We start from the raw sequence: 22,675 nt of genomic DNA, 5'->3' as shown, positions 1-22,675 counted from the left end.
GTGTGGCGGAAGTACTTCTTGTCCTGCGACTTGTTCCCGGTAACGACGATGTCCGCCGCGTTGATGATGACGATGTAATCGCCCGTATCGACGTGAGGCGTGAATTCGGGTTTGTGCTTACCACGCAGACGGTGTGCGACTTCGCTGGCCACACGACCGAGGACTTTGCCCTTCGCGTCGATCACAAACCACTCACGCTTGACTTCATGCGGCTTGGCCACAAAGGTCTTCATGATGGTTCCTGAATTGAGTATGTTCATCCGGCCGGAATCGGCCGGGATGGCTTTCCTGTTACCCGTCCTGCCTAAGCGTTATCAGCCGCCCGTGCCGGTCGAAATAAGGGAAAGTCGTCGATTCTAGCATGAAAACGCGCAAAGTTTGAGCGAACCGCGCCGCCCAGACGGTGCCGGCCAGCCGGGCGCCTGGGGGTCACCCGCGGCCACCCGGACCGCCGGCCCCCAGACCGTCCGCCGGACCGCGGGGAACACGGAACCGCCGCGACCATGCCATGGCGGCGGGCGGCCCGCCATGGCCGGCCACCCTTCGCTGCCGCCCTGCCGTGCGACCCCGAACTACGCGCCCAGATAGGCTTCCAGCACCCGGGGATGGCCGAGCAGTTCGCGCCCGGTGCCGGTTAGTGCCAGCGCGCCGTTTTCCAGGACGTAGCCATGACCGGCCACTTTCAGCGCCTGGCGCACGTTCTGCTCCACCAGAAACAGGGTGAGACCGTCGGCATTGATGGCGCGCAGGGCGCGGAAAATTTCCTGCACGACAATGGGCGCCAGCCCCATGGACGGTTCGTCCAGCAGCAGCAAGCGCGGCTTGGCCATGAGCGCGCGGCCGATGGCCAGCATCTGCTGTTCGCCGCCCGACAGGTTGCCGGCGATGCCGTCCAGCCGCTCTTTCAGCCGTGGGAACAGATTGAACACGTAGTCCAGATCGGCGCCGGTGTCGGCGCGCCCGCGCCGATAGGCCCCCAGCTCCAGGTTCTCGCGCACCGTCATGGTCGTGAGGATCGCCCGCCCCTCCGGCACCTGGACGATACCGCGCGCGACGACCTGGTGCGGCGCCAGGCGGGTGATGTCCTCGCCTTCGAAGTACACCGAACCCGCGGCTTTGGGCAGCAGGCCGGACAGCGCCAGCAGCGTCGTGGACTTGCCGGCGCCGTTGGCGCCGACCAAAGCGGTGATTTCTCCCGCCTGCAGGGACATGTCGACGCCGCGCACGGCTTCGATGTGGCCATAGTTGACTTCCAGACCACGGATTTCAAGCATGGCGGTCATGCGCTTACCTCCTGCGCGGCGTCTTCCTCGTCGTCGCGGCCCAGATAGGCTTCGATAACCTGCTCATCGGCGCGGATGACATCCGGCGGACCGCTGGCGATGATTTTGCCGAAGTTCAGCACGGCAATGGTTTCGCACAGCCCCATGACGAAGCGCATATCGTGTTCGATCATCAGGATGGTGTAGCCGCGGCGGCGGATGGCCTCGATTTCGTGCATCAGCTCGGCGCGCTCGCCGGTATTCATGCCGGCCACGGGCTCGTCCAGCAGGAGCAGGCGAGGTTCCGTGGCCAGCGCCCGCGCCAGTTCGAGGCGGCGCTGTTCGCCATAGGAAAGATTGTCGGCCAGGTCGTGTGCCTTGTGGTCCAGGCGCATCCAGGACAGCAATTCCAGGGCGCGCTCGCGCGCCCTGGCCTCGTGGCGACGGAAGCCGGGCAGGCTGAAAAGCATGCCCGCCACCCCGTAGTGCATATGGCGATAGGCGCCGACGACTACGTTTTCCAGCAGCGTCATTTCCTTGAACAGGCGTATGTTCTGGAAAGTACGCGCGATGCCGGCGCGCGTGATCTGGTGCGGCGCCATGCCGACCAGGCTCTGGCCGGCGAAGCGGGCCTGGCCGCCGCTGGGACGCAGCAGGCCGGTGATGATATTGAACACCGTCGTCTTGCCCGCGCCGTTGGGGCCGATCAGTCCGAAGATGGCGCCCTCGGGCACTTGCAGGTTGACGTCCTGCAACACATGCAGGCCGCCGAATCGCATGGAGATGGAAGCAAGTTCAAGCATGGCGCCTGGCCCCCCTGCGCGTCCAGCGCGCGAAACGTACGGGATCCCAGATGCCTTGCGGCAGGAATAACACGATCAGCACAAGAATCAATCCGTTGGCGACCAGCCGGAAATCGCTGAAACCGCGCAAGACTTCCGGCAACAGGGTGATGATGGAGCTGCCCAGCACCGGGCCGGCAAGGCCGCCGATGCCGCCCAGTATGGCCATCGTCAGGATTTCCACACCGCGATCGAAGCCGTATTCGCCCGGCCCGATGAAAAAGGTCAGATGGGCGTTCAACGCGCCGGCCAGGCCGGCGATCGCGCCGCCCATGATGAACGCAAGCATCTTGTTGGCGCGCACGTTGATGCCCATAAGCCCGGCCGCGGTCTCGTCGCCCCTGATCGCATCGAAGGCGCGGCCCACCTTGGAAGCGCGTACCCGCCACAGCAGCAGCAACACCACCACGACGGCCACCAGCACGTGCCACCATTGCGTGGATTGCGGAATGCCGTTCAGCCCCAGCGCGCCGCCGGTAAGCGATTCCGTATTGAGCACCGCCACGCGCACCACCTCGCCGAAGCCGAGCGTCGCCATGGCCAGATACACGCCCGACAGCCGTATCGTCGGCAGCCCGATCAGGGCCGCGACCAGGGCAGGCGCCGCCATTCCGCCGGCCAGGGCAACGCCGAACGGCATGCCGTAATTCATCGTCAGGATGGCGGCCGCGTAGGCGCCGATGCCCATGAAGGCGGCATTGGCCATGGCCAGCATGCCGCAGGCCAGCGTCAGCCAGATCGACAATGCCAACAGGGCGTTGGTGCCCAGCGTCAGCACCACATTGCCGTAGATGGCCCAGAAACTATCGAATGCAGTCATGATCAATCAGGCCTTGCGTTGCACCACTTTGCCGAACAGGCCCTGGGGGCGCACCAGCAGGATCAGGAAGAGCAGGCCGAAGGCCACGGCATCGCGCATGGTCGAGCCGATGTACGCGACGGACAGCACTTCGGCGAATCCCAGGAATAGGCCGCCCAGCATGGCGCCGCGGATATCGCCCATGCCGCCCAGGATGATGACGGCAATGCCCTTGTGCAGCATGGGCTGCCCCATCAGGGGGTAGAGCGCATTGGAATACAGGCCGATCAGCAGGCCGGCGACACCGCCCAGGCCGCCGGCCAGGAAGGAAGTGAGCAGGAACAGTTGCTCGACATTGATGCCCAGCAGCCAGGCGGCCTTGGGCGATTCGGCGATCGCCCGCAGCGCGCGCCCGAACTGCGTGCGCCGCATGACCAGCATCAGCACAGCCATCAGGGCGAAGGACAGGAAGATGATTGCCAGCTCGATCGCCGTGACGTGTATCCCGGCGATTACCATCGAGCTGTCCGGCACCACGCCGGGCGGAAAGCGCAGGTTATTGGCGCCGTAGATGCCCTGGACGCCGTTGTTCAGGACGATACCCACGCCGATGGTGGCGATCATGGGTATCAGATGGGGCGCGTTGCGGCGCCGCAGCGGCTTCAGGACCAGCCAATCGATCAGGGCGCCCAGCGCGCCGGCGACGACGAAAGTCAGGATCAGCGAGATCCATAGCGGAATGCCCAGCTTGGTGATGATGGACAGGGCCGCGTAGGCACCGACCATGAAGACCGCGCCATGCGCCAGATTGATAATGCCGAGCACACCGAAGACCAGCGTGAAGCCCAGGGCGAACAGGGCGTACACGCAGCCCAGGGACAGGGCATTGACGAATTGTTGTTCCAACATACCGGGACATCCGAATCGAAAACGCCTTGCGAACCGCGGCAGGCGCAGCCCGCAAGGCGTCGGAGGCGGCGGGAGCCGCGCTCGCGCGCAGGGGTTACTTCTCTATGACGTACTTGCCGTTTTCCGTCTTGCTGATGATCGGCGCCTGTACGGCGTCGTAGCCAGCGGGCTTGCCGGCACGATCCTTGGCTTGACGGAACTTGAACGCGCCGGTGGCGCCGGTCCATTGGACGGCGGGCAGCGCGTCGCGCAGGGCGGTGCGGTCGGCGGCCAGGTCGCCCTTGAGCTGCACCTTCTTCAGTGCCTGCGCGACGATGTACATGGCGTCATAGGCCTGCGCGGAGAATTGGTCCGGCGCGATGTTGTACTTGGCCTTGTAGGCGTCGATGAACTTGGTGTTTTCCGGCGTCTTGTTCTCGATGGACCACGGGCTGCCGATCCACAGGTTGTTGGACGCAGCGCCGGGCGCCAGGTCGAAGATCTTCACGGAGTTCATGCCGTTGCCGCCGATGACGGGCACATTCAGCCCCAGCTGGCGCGCCTGCACCATGATGGGACCGCCTTCGGCCAGCAGGGCGGACAGGACGATGGCATCCGGATTCGTGCCCTTGATCTTGGTCAGCTGCGCCTTGAAATCGACGTCGCCCTTGGCGAAGGTTTCCGTGGTGGTGACCGGGATCTTCAGGTCTTCCAGCGCCTTTTTGAAGTTGTCGTAGCCGCTCTTGGTGAAGACATCATCGTTGCCATAGAGGACGGCGACGTTCTTCAGGCCCACCTTGTTCTTGACGGTGGTCAGCGTGGCCGGCAGCACGTCCGCTTCGGTCACCGAATTGCGGAAGATGTAGTTGCCGATGGACGTGATGCCGTCCGCGGTGTTCGACGTGCCGAATGCCACGGTCTTGGCGGCCTGGGCGATGGGATCGGCGGCCTGCGCGGAATTCGACAGCGTGGGGCCGAAGGTCATCAGGACCTTGTCCTGGAAGATCAGTTTCTTGAAGACGTTGATGGCTTCTTCTTTTTTGCCTTGCTCGTCTTCGATCACCAGGGCGATCTTGTTGCCGTTGATGCCGCCCGCGGCGTTGATTTCGTCCGCGGCCAGTTGGAAGCCGTTGCGAATGGAGATGCCGTACTGGGCGGCACCGCCGGACAAGGCTTCGGCCATGCCCAGCTTGATGTCGGCCGCATGCACGGCGGGCAGGAAGGCACTGGCCACCACGGCAGCCAGCAGTTGGTATGTCGTCTTCATGGGAAGGCCTCTCTCACGGGCGTTATATATGTGCGCGAGGGTCTGCGCCTCGCTGATGAGCAGACCCAAGCCGGCTGGGCCGGCTTGGGCAAGTCCGCCATTATTACTCGAATTGCGTTATTTGTTGCGGGTTGCAACCCTGGAAAGGCCTCAAACCTGCGCAAGCGCGACGTTTTCGCCGCACCGCCGGCCGGGGAAAGCGGCGGGCCTGCGTATTATTCCCCGGCGATGGCCATTTGCTCGATCAGGATAGACCCGGTGGACTTCGTACCCCGGGCAATGGTGTCCGCGCCCACCGCGACGATTTGCCGGAACATGTCCTGCAAATTGCCGGCGATCGTGACTTCCTGCACCGCATGCTGGATTTCGCCGTTCTCGACCCAGTAGCCGAAGGCGCCGCGCGAATAATCGCCGGTCACATAGTTCACGCCCTGGCCGATCAGCTCCGTCACCATAAAACCGGTGCCCTTCTTGCGCAGCATGGGGGGCAGGTCGTCCGACGGCTGGGTCAGGCGCGAGCGCAGCGCCAGATTGTGCGATCCGCCGGCGTTGCCGGTGCTCCGCATGCCCAGCTTGCGGGCGGTGTAGGTGGACAGGAAATAGCCCTGCAGCACCCCTGCCGTCACCACGTTGCGGGCCTGCGTAATGACGCCTTCGTCATCGAAGGGCGAACTGCCCATGGCGCCCGCGACATGGGGGTCCTCGGCGATATCGATATGATCGGCGAAGATGGATTTGCCCAGGCTATCGAGCAGGAAGCTGGCCTTGCGGTACAGCGCGCCGCCGTTGACCGCCTGCGTCAGCGCCCCCAGCAGCCCCAGCGCCAGCGGTGCTTCGAACAGGACGGGGAATTTTCCGGTGCGGATGCGGCGGGCCGACAGGCGCGACAGGGCTCGTTCGGCCGCGTAGCGCCCCACCGCCTCCGGTTCGGCCAGATTGGCGGCATTGCGTTCGCTGCTGTACCAGTAATCGCGCTGCATGCCGTTGCCGCGCCCGGCGATCGGCGCCACGGAAAGGCTGTGGCGCGAATAGGGATAGCCCCCCAGGAAGCCGCGGGTATTGCCCATCACGAACTGGCCTTCGAAGGTGCCGATGGAGGCGCCTTCCGTGTTCGTGATGCGGGCGTCGACGGCGCGGGCCGCGCGTTCGGCGCGCAGGGCGAGTTCCGCGGCCTCTTCCGTGCCGATGGCCCAGGGATAGTGCAGGGCCAGGTCCGGATAGTCGCGGGCGAGCATATCGGCGTCCGGCAGCCCGGCTGCGGGGTCCTCCGCGGTGTGGCTGGCGATATGCCAGGCCGCTTCCACGGTTTCGCGCAGCGCCGCCTCGGAGAAATCGGAGGTGGATGCCGAACCGCGCCGCTTGCCGGCGTAGACCGTCACGTCCAGGGAACGGTCGCGCGTTTGCTCTACCGTTTCGATATCGTTCTTGCGCACCGATACCGAGAGCCCCAGGCTTTCGGAGACTTCGGCGACGGCGTCGCTGGCGCCGACCTTGCGCGCGTGGGCGAGGACGCTCTGGACCAGTTCGCTGAATCGCGCCTGGTTTTCGGCGACCGGCAGGGAAGAAGAATAAGTGACCATTGAAACTCGCTTGAGAGAGACAGGTATCATAGCCAAGTCCGCAAACCTGCTGTTCCTACAATGTCAGAAATAACCGAGTCCGCCGGCGACGAGGACGACGGCTACGACCGCCCGAGCAAATCCCAGGTCAAGCGCGAAATGCTTGCCCTGACGGATCTTGGCAAGCAATTGATCGGGCTGTCTCCGGAACGACTGCGCCAGTTGCCCCTGGCCGAACGCCTGTACGACGCCATCCGCGAGGCCCAGCGCACCACCAGCCGCGAAGGGCTGCGCCGCCAGACGCACTACGTCGGCAAGCTCATGCGCGACGCGCCGGCCGACGATATCCGGCGCCAGCTGGACACCTGGGAGAACGGCTCGCGCGAGGAAACCGCGGCGATGCATCGCCTGGAAAGCCTGCGCGACCGCCTGCTGGAAGACGATGCCGCGCTGACCGACCTGCTGGCCCGCAACCCGGGCGGCGACGCCCAGCATCTGCGCACGCTGATCCGCGAGGCCCGCAAGGAAGCCCGCGCCAACGCCAGCCTGGCGCAGGGGCAGGAGCCCAAGCGCAAGCACTACCGGGCGCTGTTCCAGGCCCTGAAGACTTTGCAGTCCTGAACGCCCGCAGCCAGAGAGCCCGACCTCATAGCCCTGCCCCATGACCTCCCATACCCCCTCCGAACTGCTGGACTGCATCGAACTCGAGACCGGCCCGCAACCCACGCACGCGGTGATCTGGCTGCATGGGCTGGGCGCGGACGGCAACGATTTCGCGCCCATCGTCCCCGAATTGCGGCTACCCGCCGCCCCCGCCGTGCGCTTCGTCTTTCCGCACGCGCCGGTTCAGCCGGTCACCATCAACGGCGGCATGCACATGCGATCCTGGTACGACATCCTGGTCATGGACCTGGTGCGCCGCGAGGACGCCGACGGCATCCGGCGCTCCGAGGCCGCCGTGCGCGCCCTGATCGCGCGCGAAAACGGCCGCGGCATTCCCACCTCTCGCATCGTGCTGGCCGGTTTCTCGCAAGGCTGCGCGGTCACGCTGCACACCGGCCTGCGGCTACCGGAAAAGCTGGCCGGCATGATGGGACTGTCCGGCTATCTGCCGCTGCTGGACGCCGCGTCCGCGGAGCGCCACGGCGCCAATGCGGACACACCGATTTTCCTGGCCCATGGCGAATACGATCCGGTGGTCAACATCGCGCGGGCCACGGCCTCGCGCGACATGCTCACATCGCTGGGCCACGACGTCCGCTGGCATACCTACCCCATGCAGCACTCCGTGTGCGCCGAGGAGATCGCCGATATCCGCGATTTCCTGATGGAAGTCCTCAAGTAGCGCCGGCGGCCGGCCGCCCCAGGTCCAGCCACACGCGCCGCAGGGAGGGGTCCTCCGGCTCCGGGTCGTTTTTCAGGCCCAGGCTGGTCATCAGCCGCAGCATGGGCCGGTTGTCCGCCAGCACCAGGCCTTCGATATATTCCAGGCCCTGCTCGCGGGCCGCGTCGATCAGCAGCGTCATCAGTTGACGGCCCAGGCCGCGGCCCTGCCAGGCATCCGCCACGACCAGCGCGTATTCCGCGCCGCGGCCGTCCGGGTTGCGCAGATAGTGGGCCAGGCCGATCACGGCATCGTGACGGTGGCCGCGATGGGCCGGGTTGGGCAGCTCGGTGGTGGCCACCAGGGCCAGTTCGCGGTCGTAATCCACCTGCGTGTACCGGGCCAGCATGCGTGGCGTCAGTTCGCGCATCATCGACACGAAGCGCATGTATCGCGAACGCTCGGACAGATCGCGGATGAAGGCCTGCAAAGCATCCGCGTCCTCCGGGCGGATGGGCCGCACCACCCAGGGCGTGCCGTCGGCGAAGTGGCGAACCTGCACCAGCCGCGACGGATAGGGATGGATGGCCATGTGCGGATAGCCGCCCAGATGCGGGCACGGCGCGGCCGGTTGGCGGGTCAACGCCACGCGGACGGACCTCGCGTACAGCCGGGCCTCGCCGGCGTACAGGGGGTCGATATCCAGCGCTTCGATGTCCGGCGCGTCGGTGATCAATTCGGACACCCGCACCAGCGCCTGCTGCAGGGTTTCGAAGGCGGCCAGCCCCATGCGATGCGCCAGCACCTTGCGCCACAAGCGGCTGCGTTCGATGAGCTGCTGCGCGAGGAAGCCGTTGAGGGGGGGCAGGTCCATGCCGCGGTCGGCGGGGCTCAGCACCGCATCGGGCCCGCCGGCGGCGAAGCGGATCACCGGCCCGAAGCGCGCGTCGCGGTGGACCCGTATTGCCATGGGACGCGACAAAGGCTCGAACGCGCCGCTGGGCATGGTGTCCTGTATCGGCACCATGTAGGCGGCCAGGACATCCCGCGTTTCGGCCGGCCCCAGCGCATGGCGCCCGTCGCGCCGGACCGCATCGACGATGGCTTGCGCGGCTGCAGTGTCCGGCTGCGGCCCCTGGGGCAGCGGCGGCTGCGATTGCAGCAGCAGTTGCTGGTTGTAGTAGTGGGTGGACAGCACGCCGAACGCATCGGCGGCCGATTCCGGCGTGCGAAAGGCTGAGGTGCCGGCGTCGTCCAGCATGCGCCGCAGCGGCCGCATGCCGGCATCGCCCATGAAGCAGGACACGATGGGCTTGCGCGCGCGCGGCGCGATCAGCGCCAACCGTTGCGCCACCGCGCGCAGGTCGGCCAGCGCGTCCGGCGCCAGCAGCACCAGCACGCCGTCCACGCCCGTATCGTCGATAAGGGTGTCCAGCACCGCCTGCGCCACGTCCGGCGTCAGCGGTGCATGGGTGATGACGGGATTGGCGACGGCCGACCCGGGTTCCAGCAGCGCTTCGAGCGCCCGCTCCGTTGCCGGAGAGAGCTCGGCGCGGGCCACCGCGGCATCCGGGCCGATGAGGTCCAGCGCCAACTGCGGCGGCCCGCTGCCGTTGGAGAACAGCGCGACGCGCCGCCCGCGCGGCCGCCTTGCATAGCCCAGCACTTTCAATGCCGAGAACAACTGCACGAAGTAACGCACGCGCACCGCGCCGGCGCGCCGCAGCACCGCATCGAAAACGGCATCGTCATCGTCGCCGCGGCCGGCCTTGAGCACCACCACGGGCTTGGCGCTGGCCGCTGCGCGCAGCGCGCTGATGAAGGGCCGGGCGGAGCCGACGTCCTCCAGGTACAGCGCGATGCTGTCGGTGCGCGGATCCGTGGCCAGGTAGTCCAGCACCGGACCCAGTCCCACGATGGCCTCGTCGCCCAGGGCGATCGCCGTGGAAAAACCGAAATGCACGTCCTCGGCCCAATCCATGACGGCGGCGATGATGGAACGCGACTGCGCCACCAGCGCGACGCGCCCGGCGCGCGCCAGCGAGGGATGCTGGCTGAAGTTCAGGCTGGCATGCGGACGCTGGACGCCGAAGGCGCGCGGCCCCAGCAGCTTGCAGCGGTTTTCCTGCGCCCAGGCCTGGCACAGGGCGATGGTGCCGCGCGGATAGGGGTCGGGCTGTTCGTGCGGCAGCACGATCAGGGCGCGCGGCGCGCGTGGTGCCAGGCGGCGCAGGGTTTCGGCGAAGACCGCGGGCGCCACGCATACCAGCGCGAGGTCCGGCCGCTCGCCGGCGTCCAGGCCGGCGAGGCTTTCGGGAATGTCGGGCGCCACGCCCGGCGCGCAGTCGATCGTGGTGGTGCGGGCACGCAGGGCCGCGGGCAGAATCGCCGTGCCCGGCAAGGGACGGTCCGCGATGATGAGCAGGGAACGCGGGTCGAACAGCGAAGCCAGTGCGTGTCGAAGCATAGGGATTGGGCCCTCCCTCGAAGCGCTGCACGCTTCCCCCTTAAGGGAGCGACGCTGGCGGACCGGCGGAGCCGGATCCGCGGCGTCCCTGGCCGGGCTACATCTGTTTCATGCGTCGCGGGTGGCATGCGGCGACATGGAACTAAAATGCCGCTATTGCGCAATATGATAACCGACCCTGCTTTCCGATGACCCAAACTTCCCCTTCCCGCGTTCGCACCCGTTTCGCCCCTTCGCCCACCGGCTACCTGCATCTGGGCGGCGCGCGCACGGCGCTTTTTTCCTGGGCGTTTGCCCGTCACCATGGCGGCGTGTTCATCCTGCGCATCGAAGACACCGACGTGGAACGATCGACGCCGGAAGCCGTGCAGGCCATCCTGGACAGCATGGATTGGCTGGGCATGCAGCCGGACGAAGGCCCCTTCTACCAGATGCGCCGCATGGACCGCTACCGCGAGGTCGTGGCCCAGATGCTGGCCGCGGGCACGGCCTACCACTGCTACTGCACGCCCGAGGAAGTGGAAGCCATGCGCGAACGCGCCCGCGCCCAGGGCCTGAAGCCGCGCTATGACGGCACGTGGAGGCCGGAGCCGGGCAAGACGCTGCCGGCCATCCCCGAAGGCCGCCAGCCGGTGGTCCGCTTCAAGAACCCGCTGACGGGCACCACCAGCTGGAACGATATGGTGAAGGGACCGATCAGCTTCGACAACGGCGAACTGGACGACCTGATCATCGCGCGCCCGGACGGCACGCCGACCTACAACTTCTGCGTCGTGGTGGACGACTGGGACATGGGCATCACCCATGTGCTGCGCGGCGACGACCATGTCAACAACACGCCGCGCCAGATCAATATCCTGCGCGCGCTGGGCGCGCAATTGCCCGAATACGGCCACGTGCCCATGATCCTGGGACCGGATGGGGAAAAGCTGTCCAAGCGCCACGGCGCGGTCAGCGTCATGGAATACGACAAGGACGGCTACCTGCCGGAAGCCATGATCAACTACCTGGCCCGGCTGGGGTGGAGCCACGGCGATGACGAGCTCTTCACCCGCGACCAGTTGGTGGAATGGTTCGATACGCGGCATTTGTCGAAGTCCGCGTCGCAATGGGACCCGAAGAAGCTGAACTGGGTCAACGCCCACTACCTGCGCCAGATGACCGATGCCGAACTGGCCGAACGTGTCGCGCCGCGCATCGCGCGGCGTGGCGGCGATCCCGCCGCGGCCGACCTGCCTGCCGTCATGGCGCTGCTGAAAGACCGCGCCGAAACGCTCGAGCAGCTGGCCGACGGCGCCATGTTGTTCTGCGGGCCGTTCGGCGGCGTGCCGCAGGAACTGGCGGCGCAGCACCTGACCGAGCCGGCCCGCGAGGCCCTGGGAGAATTCGCCGGCGAGGCCGGTGGCGGCGACTGGTCGAAGGAGGCCTTGTCCGCCGCCATCAAGCGCGTGCTTGCGGCGCGCGGCATGAAGATGCCGCAACTGGCCATTCCCTTGCGCGTGGCCGTGACGGGCCAGACCCAGACGCCGGCCATCGATGCCGTGCTCGCCCTGCTGGGCAGGGAAAAAGTCCTGGGCCGCCTGGAACGCGCGCTGGCGTAGGGCTACCGCGGGATCTCAGCGCAGCAGGTACCCCGGGGGCATCCTGCGCGCCTTCAGCACTTCTCCACCCGGCTTCTCGTCGCGCAGGACCAGCGTGCTTTTGTCGAGCGCTTCCACCCGGTAGCGGTTGGTGTAGATCGGATCCGACAGGTCGACGGGATCGCCGTTGGATTCGGTGGTCTGCATGGTGTAGACGCCGTTGGCGAACGTCCAGCACCCCGTTTCATCCAGCCCGGGCCGCGCCTTGTTGCGGATCTTGAGCTGGGTCCGATAATGCATCTTGCCGTCCGGCGCCAGCACCAGCAGGGTTTGCTGCGTGCCGCCCACGCCGCGCGGCGTGGAGACCGAATACCACGTTCCGGCCAGGGCATCCGCGCCGGCGCTGGCGGCGCAGGCCACGGGCCTGGGGGGAGAAGGCGGCTGGGCCGCCGGATGGGGCGATTCGTTTTTCTTGATTGCGCAACCGGCCAGAACGAACGCGGCGCAGGCTACGCCGGCGAAACGCGAAAATGCACTGCTCATGAAATCCTCACAGGCCACCGAGATATCCGCATTGCGCGGAAAAGGAACACATCGGTGCGACATACCGATTCTGAATATCGCGGCGGCAAGACGCAACGCCCATGCCCAACATAAACGCTCGCAATGCGGTAGTTGTGCGTAACGCGCAACACCGTCCGGGGGATACGCGAAAATTGGCGGGCAGGCCGGGATCAGGCGGCATGCACGGACGTCGCGGCCGTCTCGCGCAATAGGGCCTCCATGACGGATGCCGCCGGTGACAGCGTTCGCCCCGCCAGCCGGGTCATCCCCAAGGTACGGCCGATGCGCGGGCGGCGCAACGGGACGAAGACCAGATTGCGTGCGTCGGGAGGCTTGCCGAGCTCCGCCAGCACGGTAACGCCGACGCCTCGCTCCAGCATCGCGGTCAGCGACATCATGTGGGACACGAAGACGGGCAGGTTCATCATGAAGGCCGCCGCCCGATGCCCGGCCAGCTGGCGATGCGCCACGGTACCGATGAGCGGCAGTCCGGCCACCTCTTTCCACGTTAACCACGCCCGCTGCGCCAAGGGATGATCGTCGCGGCAGACCAGGCCGAATTCGTCCCGCCACAACGGCTCGAATACCAGGCGCTTGTCGCTCAGGACCGGACTGCATATGCCCAATTCGGCCTGCCCCGCCAGCACCATGCGCTCCACCCCTTCGGAATTGTCGTCATAAAGCCGCATCGCGACGTCGGGATGGGCGGCGCGGTAGCGGGCAACCAGGTCGGGTATCCAAAGCGAGGCGGCCGTGGCGACCGCGGCCATCGTCAGCAGACCCGTTTCGCTGCGCGCCATGCCGCCGATGCTCATGGCCACACGGTCGTGATGATCGACCAGTTCGCGCGCCAGCGGCAGGCAGGATTCGCCGAAGCGCGTCAGGCTTACCCGCGCGCCGCGTTCGAACAGCGGCTGCCCCAGGCGTTGCTCCATCTCGCGAATGGACAGCGACAAGGCGGGCTGGGAACGGAAGGCGCGCGCCGCTGCCGCGCGGAAACTGCGCAGCTCCGCCACCAATAGGAAATGCCGGTAATGCGCGATGGAAAGATCCGGAAGCTGGCTCATGGCGCGGCCTTTTTCATGTATTTGCCGGACTTATTATCGGATAGAAAAAATAAATTTTTCTCATCGCCTGCCGCAGCCTACCATTCGCCGCATGGACGCCATCACGCCCCCCGCCGCCCTTCCGGACTTCACGCTCCTCGATCGAATGCCGCCGCTGCCGGCCGGCGAGGGCCGGCTGGTCGTCGGCGCACGCGGCAAGGCGGGCAGGCCCACACTGCTTTTCGTGCACGGCGCATTTCATGGTGCCTGGTGCTATGCGGGCTACCTGGAGTACTTCGCCGCCCTGGGCATCGGCTGCGCGGCCCTGGACCTGCCCGGCCACGGCGGGCTGCCACAGGGCCCTGACTACCATCGCCATGGTGTCGGCGATTTCGGCGTATGCGTCGCGCAGGCCATGGACCTGATCGAAGGCCCGATCGTGGTGGCGGGACACAGCATGGGCGCCCTGCCGGCGCTCTTTGCCGCCACCCAACGCAAAACCGCCGGTATCGTATTGATGGCCCCGTCGCCGCCGGCCAATGTATCGGGCGCGCTGGCATTGGACCCGGTGCCGGTTGGCGCCAGCCGGCCGCCGCCCGGCCTGGACGACGTACGCAGGCGGTTCACCGGAGACATGGAGCGACACGCCGTCGCCGCGGTCGCGGCCCGCCTGTGCCCGGAAAGCGCGGAGGCCATGAACGACCGTTATTTGCTGCGACTGGCCATCCCGGCACAGGCGATCGATGCACCGGGCCTGTGCCTGGAAGCGGGCCGGGACGACGCCGCGCGGCATCCGCCGGGCCAGGACCGGGCCGTGGCCGATCTCTACGGCTTCGAATATCGCCTGCTGCCGGACATGCCTCACTGCATGATGTACGCACGCGGCTGGCGGGAAAGCGCAGAGGCGATACGCGATTGGTACGAGCGCCATTTTCCCGGCTGATCCGTTACATGGCTGCGGCGGCGTTGGCGCCATCGCTATATATATAGAGAGAGAGACCACCATATGGAGCCGCGCGGGAATGACGATGGGATTTCCCCATCGCCACCGCGCACAACTGGGGAGACAACCTTGAAGACGCACAAAAAGCTGTTGGCGGCGCTCGCGATATGCGGCGTCTGGATGGCATCGCCGGCAGTTGCCTCGGAATGGCCGGCACGCACCGTGACCATCGTTGTGCCCTCTGCCGCCGGCGGCGCGGCCGACCTGACGGCCCGTACATTCGCCCAATATCTGGGCGCCAAAACCGGCCAAAGCGTCGTGGTGGAAGATCGCCCTGGCGCGGGTGGCATCGTCGGCACCAACACGGTGAAGTCGGCGCCAGCCGATGGCTACACGTTCCTGCTGTCGACCAACTCCACGCAGGCTGCCAATCCCTATCTGTATAAGTCCTTGCCCTACGACCCGCTCAAGGACTTCCGCCAGGTAGGCATGCTCGGGACATTCGGATCGGTCGCCGTGGTATCGCCGGGCAGCCCCTTCCAGACCATGCCCCAGTTGGTGGATTACGCGAAACAGCACCCGGGCAAGGTGTTCTACGGCTATTACAGCTCGTCGTCGCAGGTACCGTCGGCACTGTTGAAGGCGCGCGGCGCGCTGCAGATAGACGGCGCCGCCTACAAGAACGTCACGCAGATCATTACCGATCTGCGGGGCGGGCAGATCGACTTCGCCTTCGTGGATTACCTGACGGCGATGGGCCAGATCGACGGCAAGGGCCTGCGCGCCATCGCCGTCACAGGCGAAGCGGCCCACCCGGCGTGGCCCAAGGTGCCCACCATGGCTTCGTACTACCCCGGCTTCGTGGTGCTGGGCTGGCTGGGGCTGTCCGCGCCGGCGGGCACGCCGGAACCCATCGTCCAGGCGATGAACCGGTATCTGGCGCGGGCGGTCGACGATCCGGAAATCCACGGCAAGCTAAGCCGTCTCGGCCTGCAACCCAAACGCATGGATGTCGCGCAGTTCGACGCCTTCGTGCGGCAGGACGCCGAGCGCTGGAAGCAGTGGATCGCAACGGCGGGGATTACGCGGCAATGAAGCAACGGTCGGCATCACCTCTCGACGGCACCGGTGGCCGGTTTTACACCTTAAAAAAGGCGGCGGCCGGCACCGGACTTCAGGCCGGCATCGCACTTCAATAACGGCAGGGGCCGGGCGTCCCGGCCGCGCCCGGCGGCACCGGCGGCCGGCCCCGTCCGTGCGACAATACGGGGCTGGCGGAGCAGGCACTTCGCCCTCGGACAAGATAACGCCCCGGCGATATACTTCGTAACAACTTAAAGAAGTATCGCGTTCCGCTTCACGCTTGTAGCCATCCCCTTCCACCACTAGAATTGGGCCTGGGGTCGGGGTAAGACACAACATCTTGTGGTTAGGACTTGGGCTGGATGCGTTTCCGGCCCATTTGCGTCCTTTGGTAACCACCCCTTCTTCCACCCTATTCGAACACCCGAGCGCGACGTCACTCGCGCTTTTTACTACGCACAGGAGCTTCCATGCAGCACACTTCGATTGCCTCTGTGACTCGGCCGAGCGCCGTGCCGCCTTCCGACAATGATCAATCGACACCTGCTTCCGGCCAATGGGCCGGTTACCAGGTTATCCGGCGCAACGGCGCGGTGGTCGGTTTCGAACCCAGCAAAATCGCCATCGCGATGACCAAGGCCTTCCTGGCCGTCAACGGCGGCCAGGGCGCCGCCTCCGCCCGCGTGCGCGAACTCGTCGACACCTTGACGCGCCAGGCCGTCAACGCCCTGATGCGCAACCGCCCCAATGGCGGCACTTTCCATATCGAGGAAATCCAGGACCAGGTCGAACTGGCGCTGATGCGCTCGGGCGAACACGATGTCGCCCGCGCCTACGTGCTGTATCGCGAGAAGCGCTCGCAGGAGCGTGCCGCCGAGCACACCCCGCCGGCCGCCGCCGCGCAGCCCGAGCATGTCCTGAACGTGACGGACCAGGGCGTGAAGCGCCCCCTGGATCTGGCCGAACTGCGCGCCACGATCGAAGCCGCCGGTGTGGGGCTGTCCAACTATATCGACGCCGAAGCCATCCTGAAGGAGACCGTCAAGAATCTGTACGACGGCATCCCGGTCGATGAAGTCTACAAGTCGGCCATCCTGTCCGCGCGCGCGCTGGTCGAAAAAGACCCGGCCTACAGCCAGGTCACCGCGCGCCTGCTGCTGCACACGATCCGCAAGGAAGTGCTGGGCGAGGAAGTCTCGCAGGCACAGATGGCGCAGCGCTATGCCGATTATTTCCCGACGTTCATTTCGCGCGGCATCGAAGGTGGCCTGATCGATACCAAGCTGGCGCAATTCGATCTGCCGCGCCTGGCCGCCGCGCTGGACGCGAAACGCGATCTGCAGTTCAGCTATCTGGGCCTGCAGACGCTGTACGACCGCTACTTCCTGCACATCCGTGGCCGCCGCATCGAACTGCCGCAGGTCTTCTACATGCGCGTAGCCATGGGCCTGGCTCTGGGCGAAACGAAACCCGGCGTCGATCGCGAAGCGCGCGCCATCCAGTTCTACGAGATCCTGTCGTCCTTCGACTTCATGAGCTCGACGCCCACCCTGTTCAATTCGGGCACCCTGCATTCGCAGCTGTCGTCGTGCTACCTCACCACCGTGTCGGACGACCTGGAAGGTATCTACGACGCCATCAAGGAAAACGCGCTGCTCGCGAAATACGCGGGCGGCCTGGGCAACGACTGGACCCCGGTACGCGCCTTGCGTAGCCACATCAAAGGTACCAACGGCGAAAGCCAGGGCGTGGTTCCCTTCCTGAAGGTCGTCAACGATACCGCGGTCGCGGTGAACCAGGGCGGCAAGCGCAAGGGCGCCGTGTGCACCTATCTGGAGACGTGGCACCTGGACATCGAAGAATTCCTGGAGCTGCGCAAGAACACCGGCGACGAACGCCGCCGCACCCATGACATGAACACTGCCAACTGGATCCCCGACCTGTTCATGAAGCGGGTCATGGAAAGTGGCGAGTGGACACTGTTTTCGCCGTCGGACTGCCCCGACCTGCACGACAAGTATGGCCGCGAGTTCGAACAGGCTTACCTGGGCTACGAAGCGCGCGTGGCCAGCGGCGAGTTGAAGCTTTACAAAAAGATGCCGGCGCTCACGCTGTGGCGCAAGATGCTGTCCATGCTGTTCGAAACCGGCCATCCCTGGATCACGTTCAAGGATCCGTGCAATATCCGCTCGCCGCAGCAGCACGTCGGCGTGGTCCACAGCTCCAACCTGTGCACGGAAATCACGCTGAACACCAACGAGTCGGAAATCGCGGTGTGCAACCTGGGTTCGGTGAATCTGGTCGCGCACATGAAGCCCACCGCCAACGGCGGCTTCGAGCTGGATCTGGACAAGCTCAAGCGCACCATCGGCGTGGCGATGCGCATGCTCGACAACGTCATCGACATCAACTATTACGCGGTCAAGAAGGCGAAGGACTCCAACCAGCGCCATCGTCCCGTCGGCCTGGGCATCATGGGCTTCCAGGATTGCCTGCACATGATGCGCGTGCCGTATGCGTCGCAAGCCGCAGTGGAATTCGCCGATCGATCGATGGAAGCCGTGTGCTACTACGCGTACCTCGCTTCCAGCGAACTCGCTGAAGAGCGCGGCACGTATCCGACGTACAAGGGCTCGCTGTGGGATCGCGGCATCCTTCCGCAAGACACGTTGAATCTGCTGCGTGAAGAACGCGGCGGCAATGTCGACGTCGATATGTCGTCCGCATTGGATTGGGATGCGTTGCGTGCACGCATCAAAGCGCACGGCATGCGTAACTCCAATTGCGTGGCAATCGCCCCAACCGCGACGATTTCCAATATCATTGGCGTATCTGCGTGCATCGAACCCACTTACCAGAACTTGTACGTCAAATCGAATCTCTCCGGTGAGTTCACGGTCGTCAACGAATACCTCGTGCGCGACTTGAAGAAACTCGGTCTTTGGGACGAAGTCATGGTCGCCGACCTCAAGTACTTCGACGGCAGCCTATCCCGCATCGACCGCGTGCCCGCTGAACTCCGCGAAATCTACGCCACCGCGTTCGAAGTCGAACCGCGCTGGCTGGTGGAATGCGCGTCGCGTCGCCAGAAGTGGATCGATCAGTCGCAGTCGCTCAATATCTATATGGCAGGCGCATCGGGCAAGAAGCTCGACGAAACGTACAAGCTGGCGTGGCTGCGTGGTTTGAAGACCACGTATTACCTGCGCACGCTGGGCGCCACCAGCGCGGAAAAATCCACCGGCCGCGGCGGCGAATTGAACGCAGTCGCTTCGGGCGGCCAGACCGGCACGGCTTCGGCCGCCGCGGCGCCCACCCTGCCGGAACCTGAAATCGTCGGAGCGGTTTGCACCATGAGGCCGGGTGATCCCGGTTTCGAAGAGTGCGAAGCCTGCCAGTAATCGACCGCATCCGGAGAATTTCACATGATCAATTGGGAAGACGACAACGTCGCACTGCAACCGGGCCAGACCGCCGCCAAGCCGGCGGGCGGCATGCCCGCGCGGGCGTCGACGGGCGCCTTCGACGATGCCGCGCTGCCTGCGGCCGTGCCGGCGTCCACCGCCGCGCAGGCCGGGGCTGCCGCGCAACGCGTGAAGGTTGCCGATAAACGCATCATCAACGGCCAGACCGACGTCAATCAGCTGGTCCCGTTCAAATACAAATGGGCCTGGGAAAAATACCTGGCCACCTGCGCCAACCACTGGATGCCGCAGGAAATCAACATGTCGCGCGATATCTCGCTCTGGAAGAACCCCACGGGCCTGACCGAAGACGAACGCCGCATCGTCAAGCGCAACCTGGGTTTCTTCGTGACGGCCGATTCCCTGGCCGCCAACAATATCGTGCTGGGTACGTACCGGCACATCACGGCTCCGGAATGCCGGCAGTTCCTGCTGCGCCAGGCATTCGAAGAAGCCATCCATACCCACGCTTATCAATACATCGTCGAAAGCCTGGACCTGGACGAATCGGAAATCTTCAATGCTTATAACGAGATTCCGTCCATCCGCGCCAAGGACGAATTCCTGATCCCGTTCATCGAAGCGATCGCGGACCCCAACTTCCATACCGGCACGCCGGAAGCCGACCAGAAACTGCTGAAGTCGCTGATCGTCTTTGCCTGCCTGATGGAAGGCCTGTTCTTCTATGTGGGGTTCACGCAGATCCTGGCGCTGGGCCGCCAGAACAAGATGACCGGCGCGGCCGAACAGTACATGTACATCCTGCGCGATGAATCCATGCACTGCAATTTCGGCATCGACCTGATCAACACCATCAAGCTCGAGAATCCGCACCTCTGGACGCCCGAGTTCCGTGAAGAAATCCGTGCTCTTTTCCTGAAGGCTGTCGAACTGGAGTACGCCTACGCCGAAGACACCATGCCGCGCGGTGTGCTGGGTTTGAATGCGCCGATGTTCAAGTCGTATCTGCGCTTCATCGCCAATCGCCGTTGCCAGCAGATCGGTATCGAGGCGCTGTTCCCACAGGAAGAAAATCCCTTCCCGTGGATGGCGGAAATGATCGACCTCAAGAAAGAACGAAACTTTTTCGAAACTCGAGTCATCGAATACCAAACCGGAGGCACGCTGAGCTGGGAATGAACCGGGCCAGGGTGTCGGAAGCAACGTAGCGATGGGTGGCGCGGATGGCCGTGCCACCTGTCGGCGCCATTTGAAATGGCTCGCGCCATGAGGAGCGGGGGCCATATCAAATGGCAGTGCCGCATTCATTAGCGCACATCGATGTAGCTGTCGCCTGCATGGGACAGTGGTATGCGCCGATGAATAGCTCGGGCATCGTTCCGTCTGAAGGCGGGACGGTGCACGGGTTTAAGTTCTGGGACCCCTGAACCTAAGGAGCAATGCCATGGCAACTGCCAAGAAGGCCGCCAAGAAGGCGGTTAAGAAAGCCACAGCCAAAAAAGCTGTGAAGAAAGCCCCCGCCAAGAAAGCGGTGAAGAAGACTGCCGCCAAGAAGGTCGTCGCCAAGAAGGTCGTCAAGAAAGTCGCCGCCAAGAAGGTAGCGAAGAAGGCCGTCAAGAAGGCGCCTGCCAAGAAAGTAGCAAAGAAGGCAGTCAAGAAAGTCGTCGCCAAAAAGGCCCCGGCCAAGAAAGCCGCGACCAAAAAGGTAGCGACCAAGAAGGTAGCGACCAAGAAGGTTGCCAAGAAGGCTGCCAAGAAAGCGCCCGCCAAGAAAGCGGCCGCCAAAAAGGCCCCTGCGAAAAAGGCTGCTGCCAAAAAGCCTGCCGCCAAAAAGCCTGCTGCAAAGAAGGCTGCCGCCAAGAAGCCGGCCACGCCGCCTTCGACCGCTGCCGCCCCGGGCGCGAAGACCGCACTGAACCCTGCCGCGTCGTGGCCGTTCCCGACCGGTAGCCGTCCGTAAGGTCGACACCGCAGCACTGTAGTACGAAAGCCACCTGGCCCTGCCAGGTGGCTTTTTTGCATGCGTGCGCAGGCCGGCGCGCGCGCAAAGGCCGACGCCGCGGGTCGTGACATCGTGCGACAATTGGCCTGCCGTAAGACCCCTTTCATACGACTTACCAACAAAGCAGGCGGCCATGTTCGGCGACATCTCACGTTTTTTGCTCGATACGCTCTTCACCCTATTCGGCGCCGCGCTTATCGCGCGGGCATGGATGCACGCGGTCCGCATGCATCCCTTCAACCCCGTCGCGCGCTTCATTTACCAAGCCACCAACTGGCTGGTGAACCCATTGCGACGCATTCTGCCCTCGCGCGGCGCGGTGGATTGGGCCACGCTGATTGCCGCGTGGCTGACCGCCCTGATCTACCTGCTGCTGATGTGGGTGACGTCGCTGGGCATGGTCATCCCCTTGTCCGCCCTGCCGATCGCACTGGGCATTTCGTTCCTGACGGTGGTCAAGTGGGTCTTCAACCTGATCGTCTGGGTGACGCTGGCGCAGGCCGTCCTATCCTGGGTGAATCCCGGCGCACCGCTGATGCCGGTGCTGCAGGCCCTGACCGACCCGCTGCTCGACCCCATACGGCGCATCCTGCCGCGTACCCCGATCGATTTTTCGCCGCTGGTCCTGCTGGTGCTGGCCCAGGTGGCATTGATGGTCATCACCCGCGTCACATACGCGGCTTTCGGCCTGTAGCCGCCTGCCGCTCCCCCGACCGCGCCGCGGACCGGCCGGCACGCCGGCGATTGCCGCGCCGCCCGGAAAGGCCCCTGCCGCGAGGCGGCATGCCGGGGCGCGCACCAAGAGAAAAGCCTGTCTTGCGTACAAGACAGGCTTTCTTTTCGCGCGTTCCGTGTGCCCTACCCCGTGCCATTGCTGCCACATGGGCCGGGCTGGCGGCACGCGCGCCGCCGTGCGCGCGGATTACATCGGCGTGACGCGGGTCGGACCGGTGCCGCTGATAACCTGCACGCGCTGGCCTACGCTGATAGGCACGTCGGCTTCCTGCGCAACCACACGCGTTTCGCCGTTATCCAGGCGCACGGTGATTTCCAGGCCGGAAGTCGTACCGACGCGGTTTTCCACCATATTGCCCGCCAGCGCGCCCAGGATGGCGCCGCCGACGGTGGCGATGGTGCGGCCGCTGCCGCCGCCGACCGCGTTGCCGGCCACGCCACCCAGCGCGCCGCCCGCGAGCAGACCGGCGCCGCTGGACTTGTCGTTCTGGATGGTGATGGGACGCACGCCGGTGACCACGCCGGTGCGTACGATCTGTTCGCGTTGCGCCTGATCGTAGCTATAGACTGCACTGGACGCGCTGCGGTTGGCGCAACCGGATACCAAGGCCGCCGATGCAACCACGGCGGTGATGGCGACCCAACGAACCGTGCGCGAGCCGCGAACCCGCGCGGGGCTGAAGGAAACGGAGGGGGCGGTATTGTTCATGATGATGCGGGCTCCTGTTCGGTATATACCAGCGTTACGGATAATACCCCGGCGATTCGGTAAGGCTCGCCGAAATTGCGGACGGGGAAATACGTTGCAACGACTGTTCTCGCTTAGTCTGCCGCGGCTGACGCAAGTTTCAGGCCGCACCCCGATTTCCGCTCCGCCCTATCGGCCCGG

20 protein-coding genes are annotated in these 22,675 nt (G+C 65.1%); 9 read left to right on the top strand and 11 right to left on the bottom strand.

What is annotated here, in order from left to right:
• The 7 genes from rplM to pmbA form a co-directional block, all read right to left on the bottom strand.
• The coding region (gene rplM, locus ACO1P8_RS17140) for a 50S ribosomal protein L13 (protein ID WP_486297078.1) at positions 1 to 233 on the bottom strand (233 nt) is incomplete at its 3' end.
• Positions 234 to 572: 339 nt separating this feature from the next.
• Positions 573 to 1,283 carry an ABC transporter ATP-binding protein gene (locus ACO1P8_RS17135; RefSeq protein ID WP_486297077.1) on the bottom strand — a complete coding sequence of 237 codons (711 nt, stop codon included), beginning with the start codon at positions 1,281 to 1,283 and terminating at the stop codon, positions 573 to 575.
• Entirely contained in the window at positions 1,280 to 2,065 is a 786-nt protein-coding gene (locus tag ACO1P8_RS17130; RefSeq protein ID WP_486297076.1) for an ABC transporter ATP-binding protein, read from the bottom strand. The genes ACO1P8_RS17135 and ACO1P8_RS17130 overlap by 4 nt, the downstream gene beginning before the upstream one ends.
• Complete coding sequence (locus tag ACO1P8_RS17125; RefSeq protein WP_486297075.1) at positions 2,058 to 2,924, bottom strand: branched-chain amino acid ABC transporter permease; 867 nt, start codon at positions 2,922 to 2,924, stop codon at positions 2,058 to 2,060. The genes ACO1P8_RS17130 and ACO1P8_RS17125 overlap by 8 nt, the downstream gene beginning before the upstream one ends.
• Positions 2,925 to 2,930: 6 nt before the next feature.
• Entirely contained in the window at positions 2,931 to 3,812 is an 882-nt protein-coding gene (locus ACO1P8_RS17120) for a branched-chain amino acid ABC transporter permease (RefSeq protein WP_486297074.1), read from the bottom strand.
• Between the two features lie 94 nt (positions 3,813 to 3,906).
• Positions 3,907 to 5,058: an ABC transporter substrate-binding protein gene (locus ACO1P8_RS17115; RefSeq protein ID WP_486297073.1), complete on the bottom strand. Its 1,152-nt coding sequence runs from the start codon at positions 5,056 to 5,058 to the stop codon at positions 3,907 to 3,909.
• 215 nt (positions 5,059 to 5,273) lie between these two features.
• Positions 5,274 to 6,638, bottom strand: a complete 1,365-nt coding sequence (gene pmbA, locus ACO1P8_RS17110; RefSeq protein WP_486297072.1) for a metalloprotease PmbA — start codon at positions 6,636 to 6,638, stop codon at positions 5,274 to 5,276.
• 60 nt (positions 6,639 to 6,698) lie between these two features.
• On the opposite strand from pmbA, the gene yjgA reads away from it, so the two are divergent.
• Positions 6,699 to 7,238, top strand: coding sequence for a ribosome biogenesis factor YjgA (gene yjgA, locus ACO1P8_RS17105; RefSeq protein ID WP_486297071.1), 540 nt, complete (start codon positions 6,699 to 6,701; stop codon positions 7,236 to 7,238).
• 40 nt (positions 7,239 to 7,278) lie between these two features.
• The gene (locus ACO1P8_RS17100; RefSeq protein WP_486297070.1) at positions 7,279 to 7,962 is read left to right on the top strand and encodes an alpha/beta hydrolase; all 684 of its coding nucleotides are present in this window, start codon (positions 7,279 to 7,281) and stop codon (positions 7,960 to 7,962) included.
• On the opposite strand, the gene ACO1P8_RS17095 is transcribed toward ACO1P8_RS17100, so the two are convergent.
• Positions 7,955 to 10,408, bottom strand: coding sequence for a bifunctional acetate--CoA ligase family protein/GNAT family N-acetyltransferase (locus ACO1P8_RS17095; protein WP_486297069.1), 2,454 nt, complete (start codon positions 10,406 to 10,408; stop codon positions 7,955 to 7,957). The genes ACO1P8_RS17100 and ACO1P8_RS17095 overlap by 8 nt on opposite strands.
• Positions 10,409 to 10,596: 188 nt before the next feature.
• Between ACO1P8_RS17095 and gltX the strand changes: the two genes are divergently transcribed.
• Positions 10,597 to 12,009: a glutamate--tRNA ligase gene (gene gltX / locus ACO1P8_RS17090; RefSeq protein WP_486297068.1), complete on the top strand. Its 1,413-nt coding sequence runs from the start codon at positions 10,597 to 10,599 to the stop codon at positions 12,007 to 12,009.
• 15 nt (positions 12,010 to 12,024) lie between these two features.
• On the opposite strand, the gene ACO1P8_RS17085 is transcribed toward gltX, so the two are convergent.
• Complete coding sequence (locus ACO1P8_RS17085) at positions 12,025 to 12,531, bottom strand: hypothetical protein (protein WP_486297067.1); 507 nt, start codon at positions 12,529 to 12,531, stop codon at positions 12,025 to 12,027.
• 191 nt (positions 12,532 to 12,722) lie between these two features.
• Entirely contained in the window at positions 12,723 to 13,619 is an 897-nt protein-coding gene (locus tag ACO1P8_RS17080; protein WP_486297066.1) for a LysR substrate-binding domain-containing protein, read from the bottom strand.
• A gap of 91 nt (positions 13,620 to 13,710) precedes the next feature.
• Here ACO1P8_RS17080 and ACO1P8_RS17075 point away from each other — a divergent pair, with 91 nt between their 5' ends.
• The 6 genes from ACO1P8_RS17075 (at position 13,711) to ACO1P8_RS17050 (ending at position 21,745) form a co-directional block, all read left to right on the top strand.
• On the top strand, positions 13,711 to 14,541 hold the full coding sequence (locus ACO1P8_RS17075; protein ID WP_486297065.1) for an alpha/beta hydrolase: 831 nt from the start codon (positions 13,711 to 13,713) through the stop codon (positions 14,539 to 14,541).
• Between the two features lie 129 nt (positions 14,542 to 14,670).
• Positions 14,671 to 15,636 carry a Bug family tripartite tricarboxylate transporter substrate binding protein gene (locus ACO1P8_RS17070; protein ID WP_486297064.1) on the top strand — a complete coding sequence of 322 codons (966 nt, stop codon included), beginning with the start codon at positions 14,671 to 14,673 and terminating at the stop codon, positions 15,634 to 15,636.
• A gap of 458 nt (positions 15,637 to 16,094) precedes the next feature.
• Positions 16,095 to 19,025 (top strand): ribonucleoside-diphosphate reductase subunit alpha, encoded by a 2,931-nt coding sequence (locus ACO1P8_RS17065; RefSeq protein ID WP_486297063.1) that lies wholly within the window; start codon positions 16,095 to 16,097, stop codon positions 19,023 to 19,025.
• Positions 19,026 to 19,049: 24 nt separating this feature from the next.
• Positions 19,050 to 20,228: a ribonucleotide-diphosphate reductase subunit beta gene (locus ACO1P8_RS17060; protein ID WP_486297062.1), complete on the top strand. Its 1,179-nt coding sequence runs from the start codon at positions 19,050 to 19,052 to the stop codon at positions 20,226 to 20,228.
• Between the two features lie 265 nt (positions 20,229 to 20,493).
• Positions 20,494 to 21,009 carry a histone H1-like DNA-binding protein gene (locus tag ACO1P8_RS17055; protein ID WP_486297061.1) on the top strand — a complete coding sequence of 172 codons (516 nt, stop codon included), beginning with the start codon at positions 20,494 to 20,496 and terminating at the stop codon, positions 21,007 to 21,009.
• A 175-nt stretch (positions 21,010 to 21,184) separates the two neighbouring features.
• Positions 21,185 to 21,745, top strand: coding sequence for a YggT family protein (locus tag ACO1P8_RS17050; RefSeq protein WP_486297060.1), 561 nt, complete (start codon positions 21,185 to 21,187; stop codon positions 21,743 to 21,745).
• Between the two features lie 228 nt (positions 21,746 to 21,973).
• Here the strand turns inward: ACO1P8_RS17050 and ACO1P8_RS17045 are convergent, their stop codons facing one another.
• Positions 21,974 to 22,495: an outer membrane lipoprotein gene (locus ACO1P8_RS17045; protein ID WP_486297059.1), complete on the bottom strand. Its 522-nt coding sequence runs from the start codon at positions 22,493 to 22,495 to the stop codon at positions 21,974 to 21,976.
• Between the last annotated feature and the right edge of the window lie 180 nt (positions 22,496 to 22,675).

The organism is Bordetella sp., from assembly GCF_057362025.1.
The sequence above is the reverse complement of the archived record's forward strand: the minus strand, read 5'-3'. Positions and strand labels throughout refer to the sequence as shown.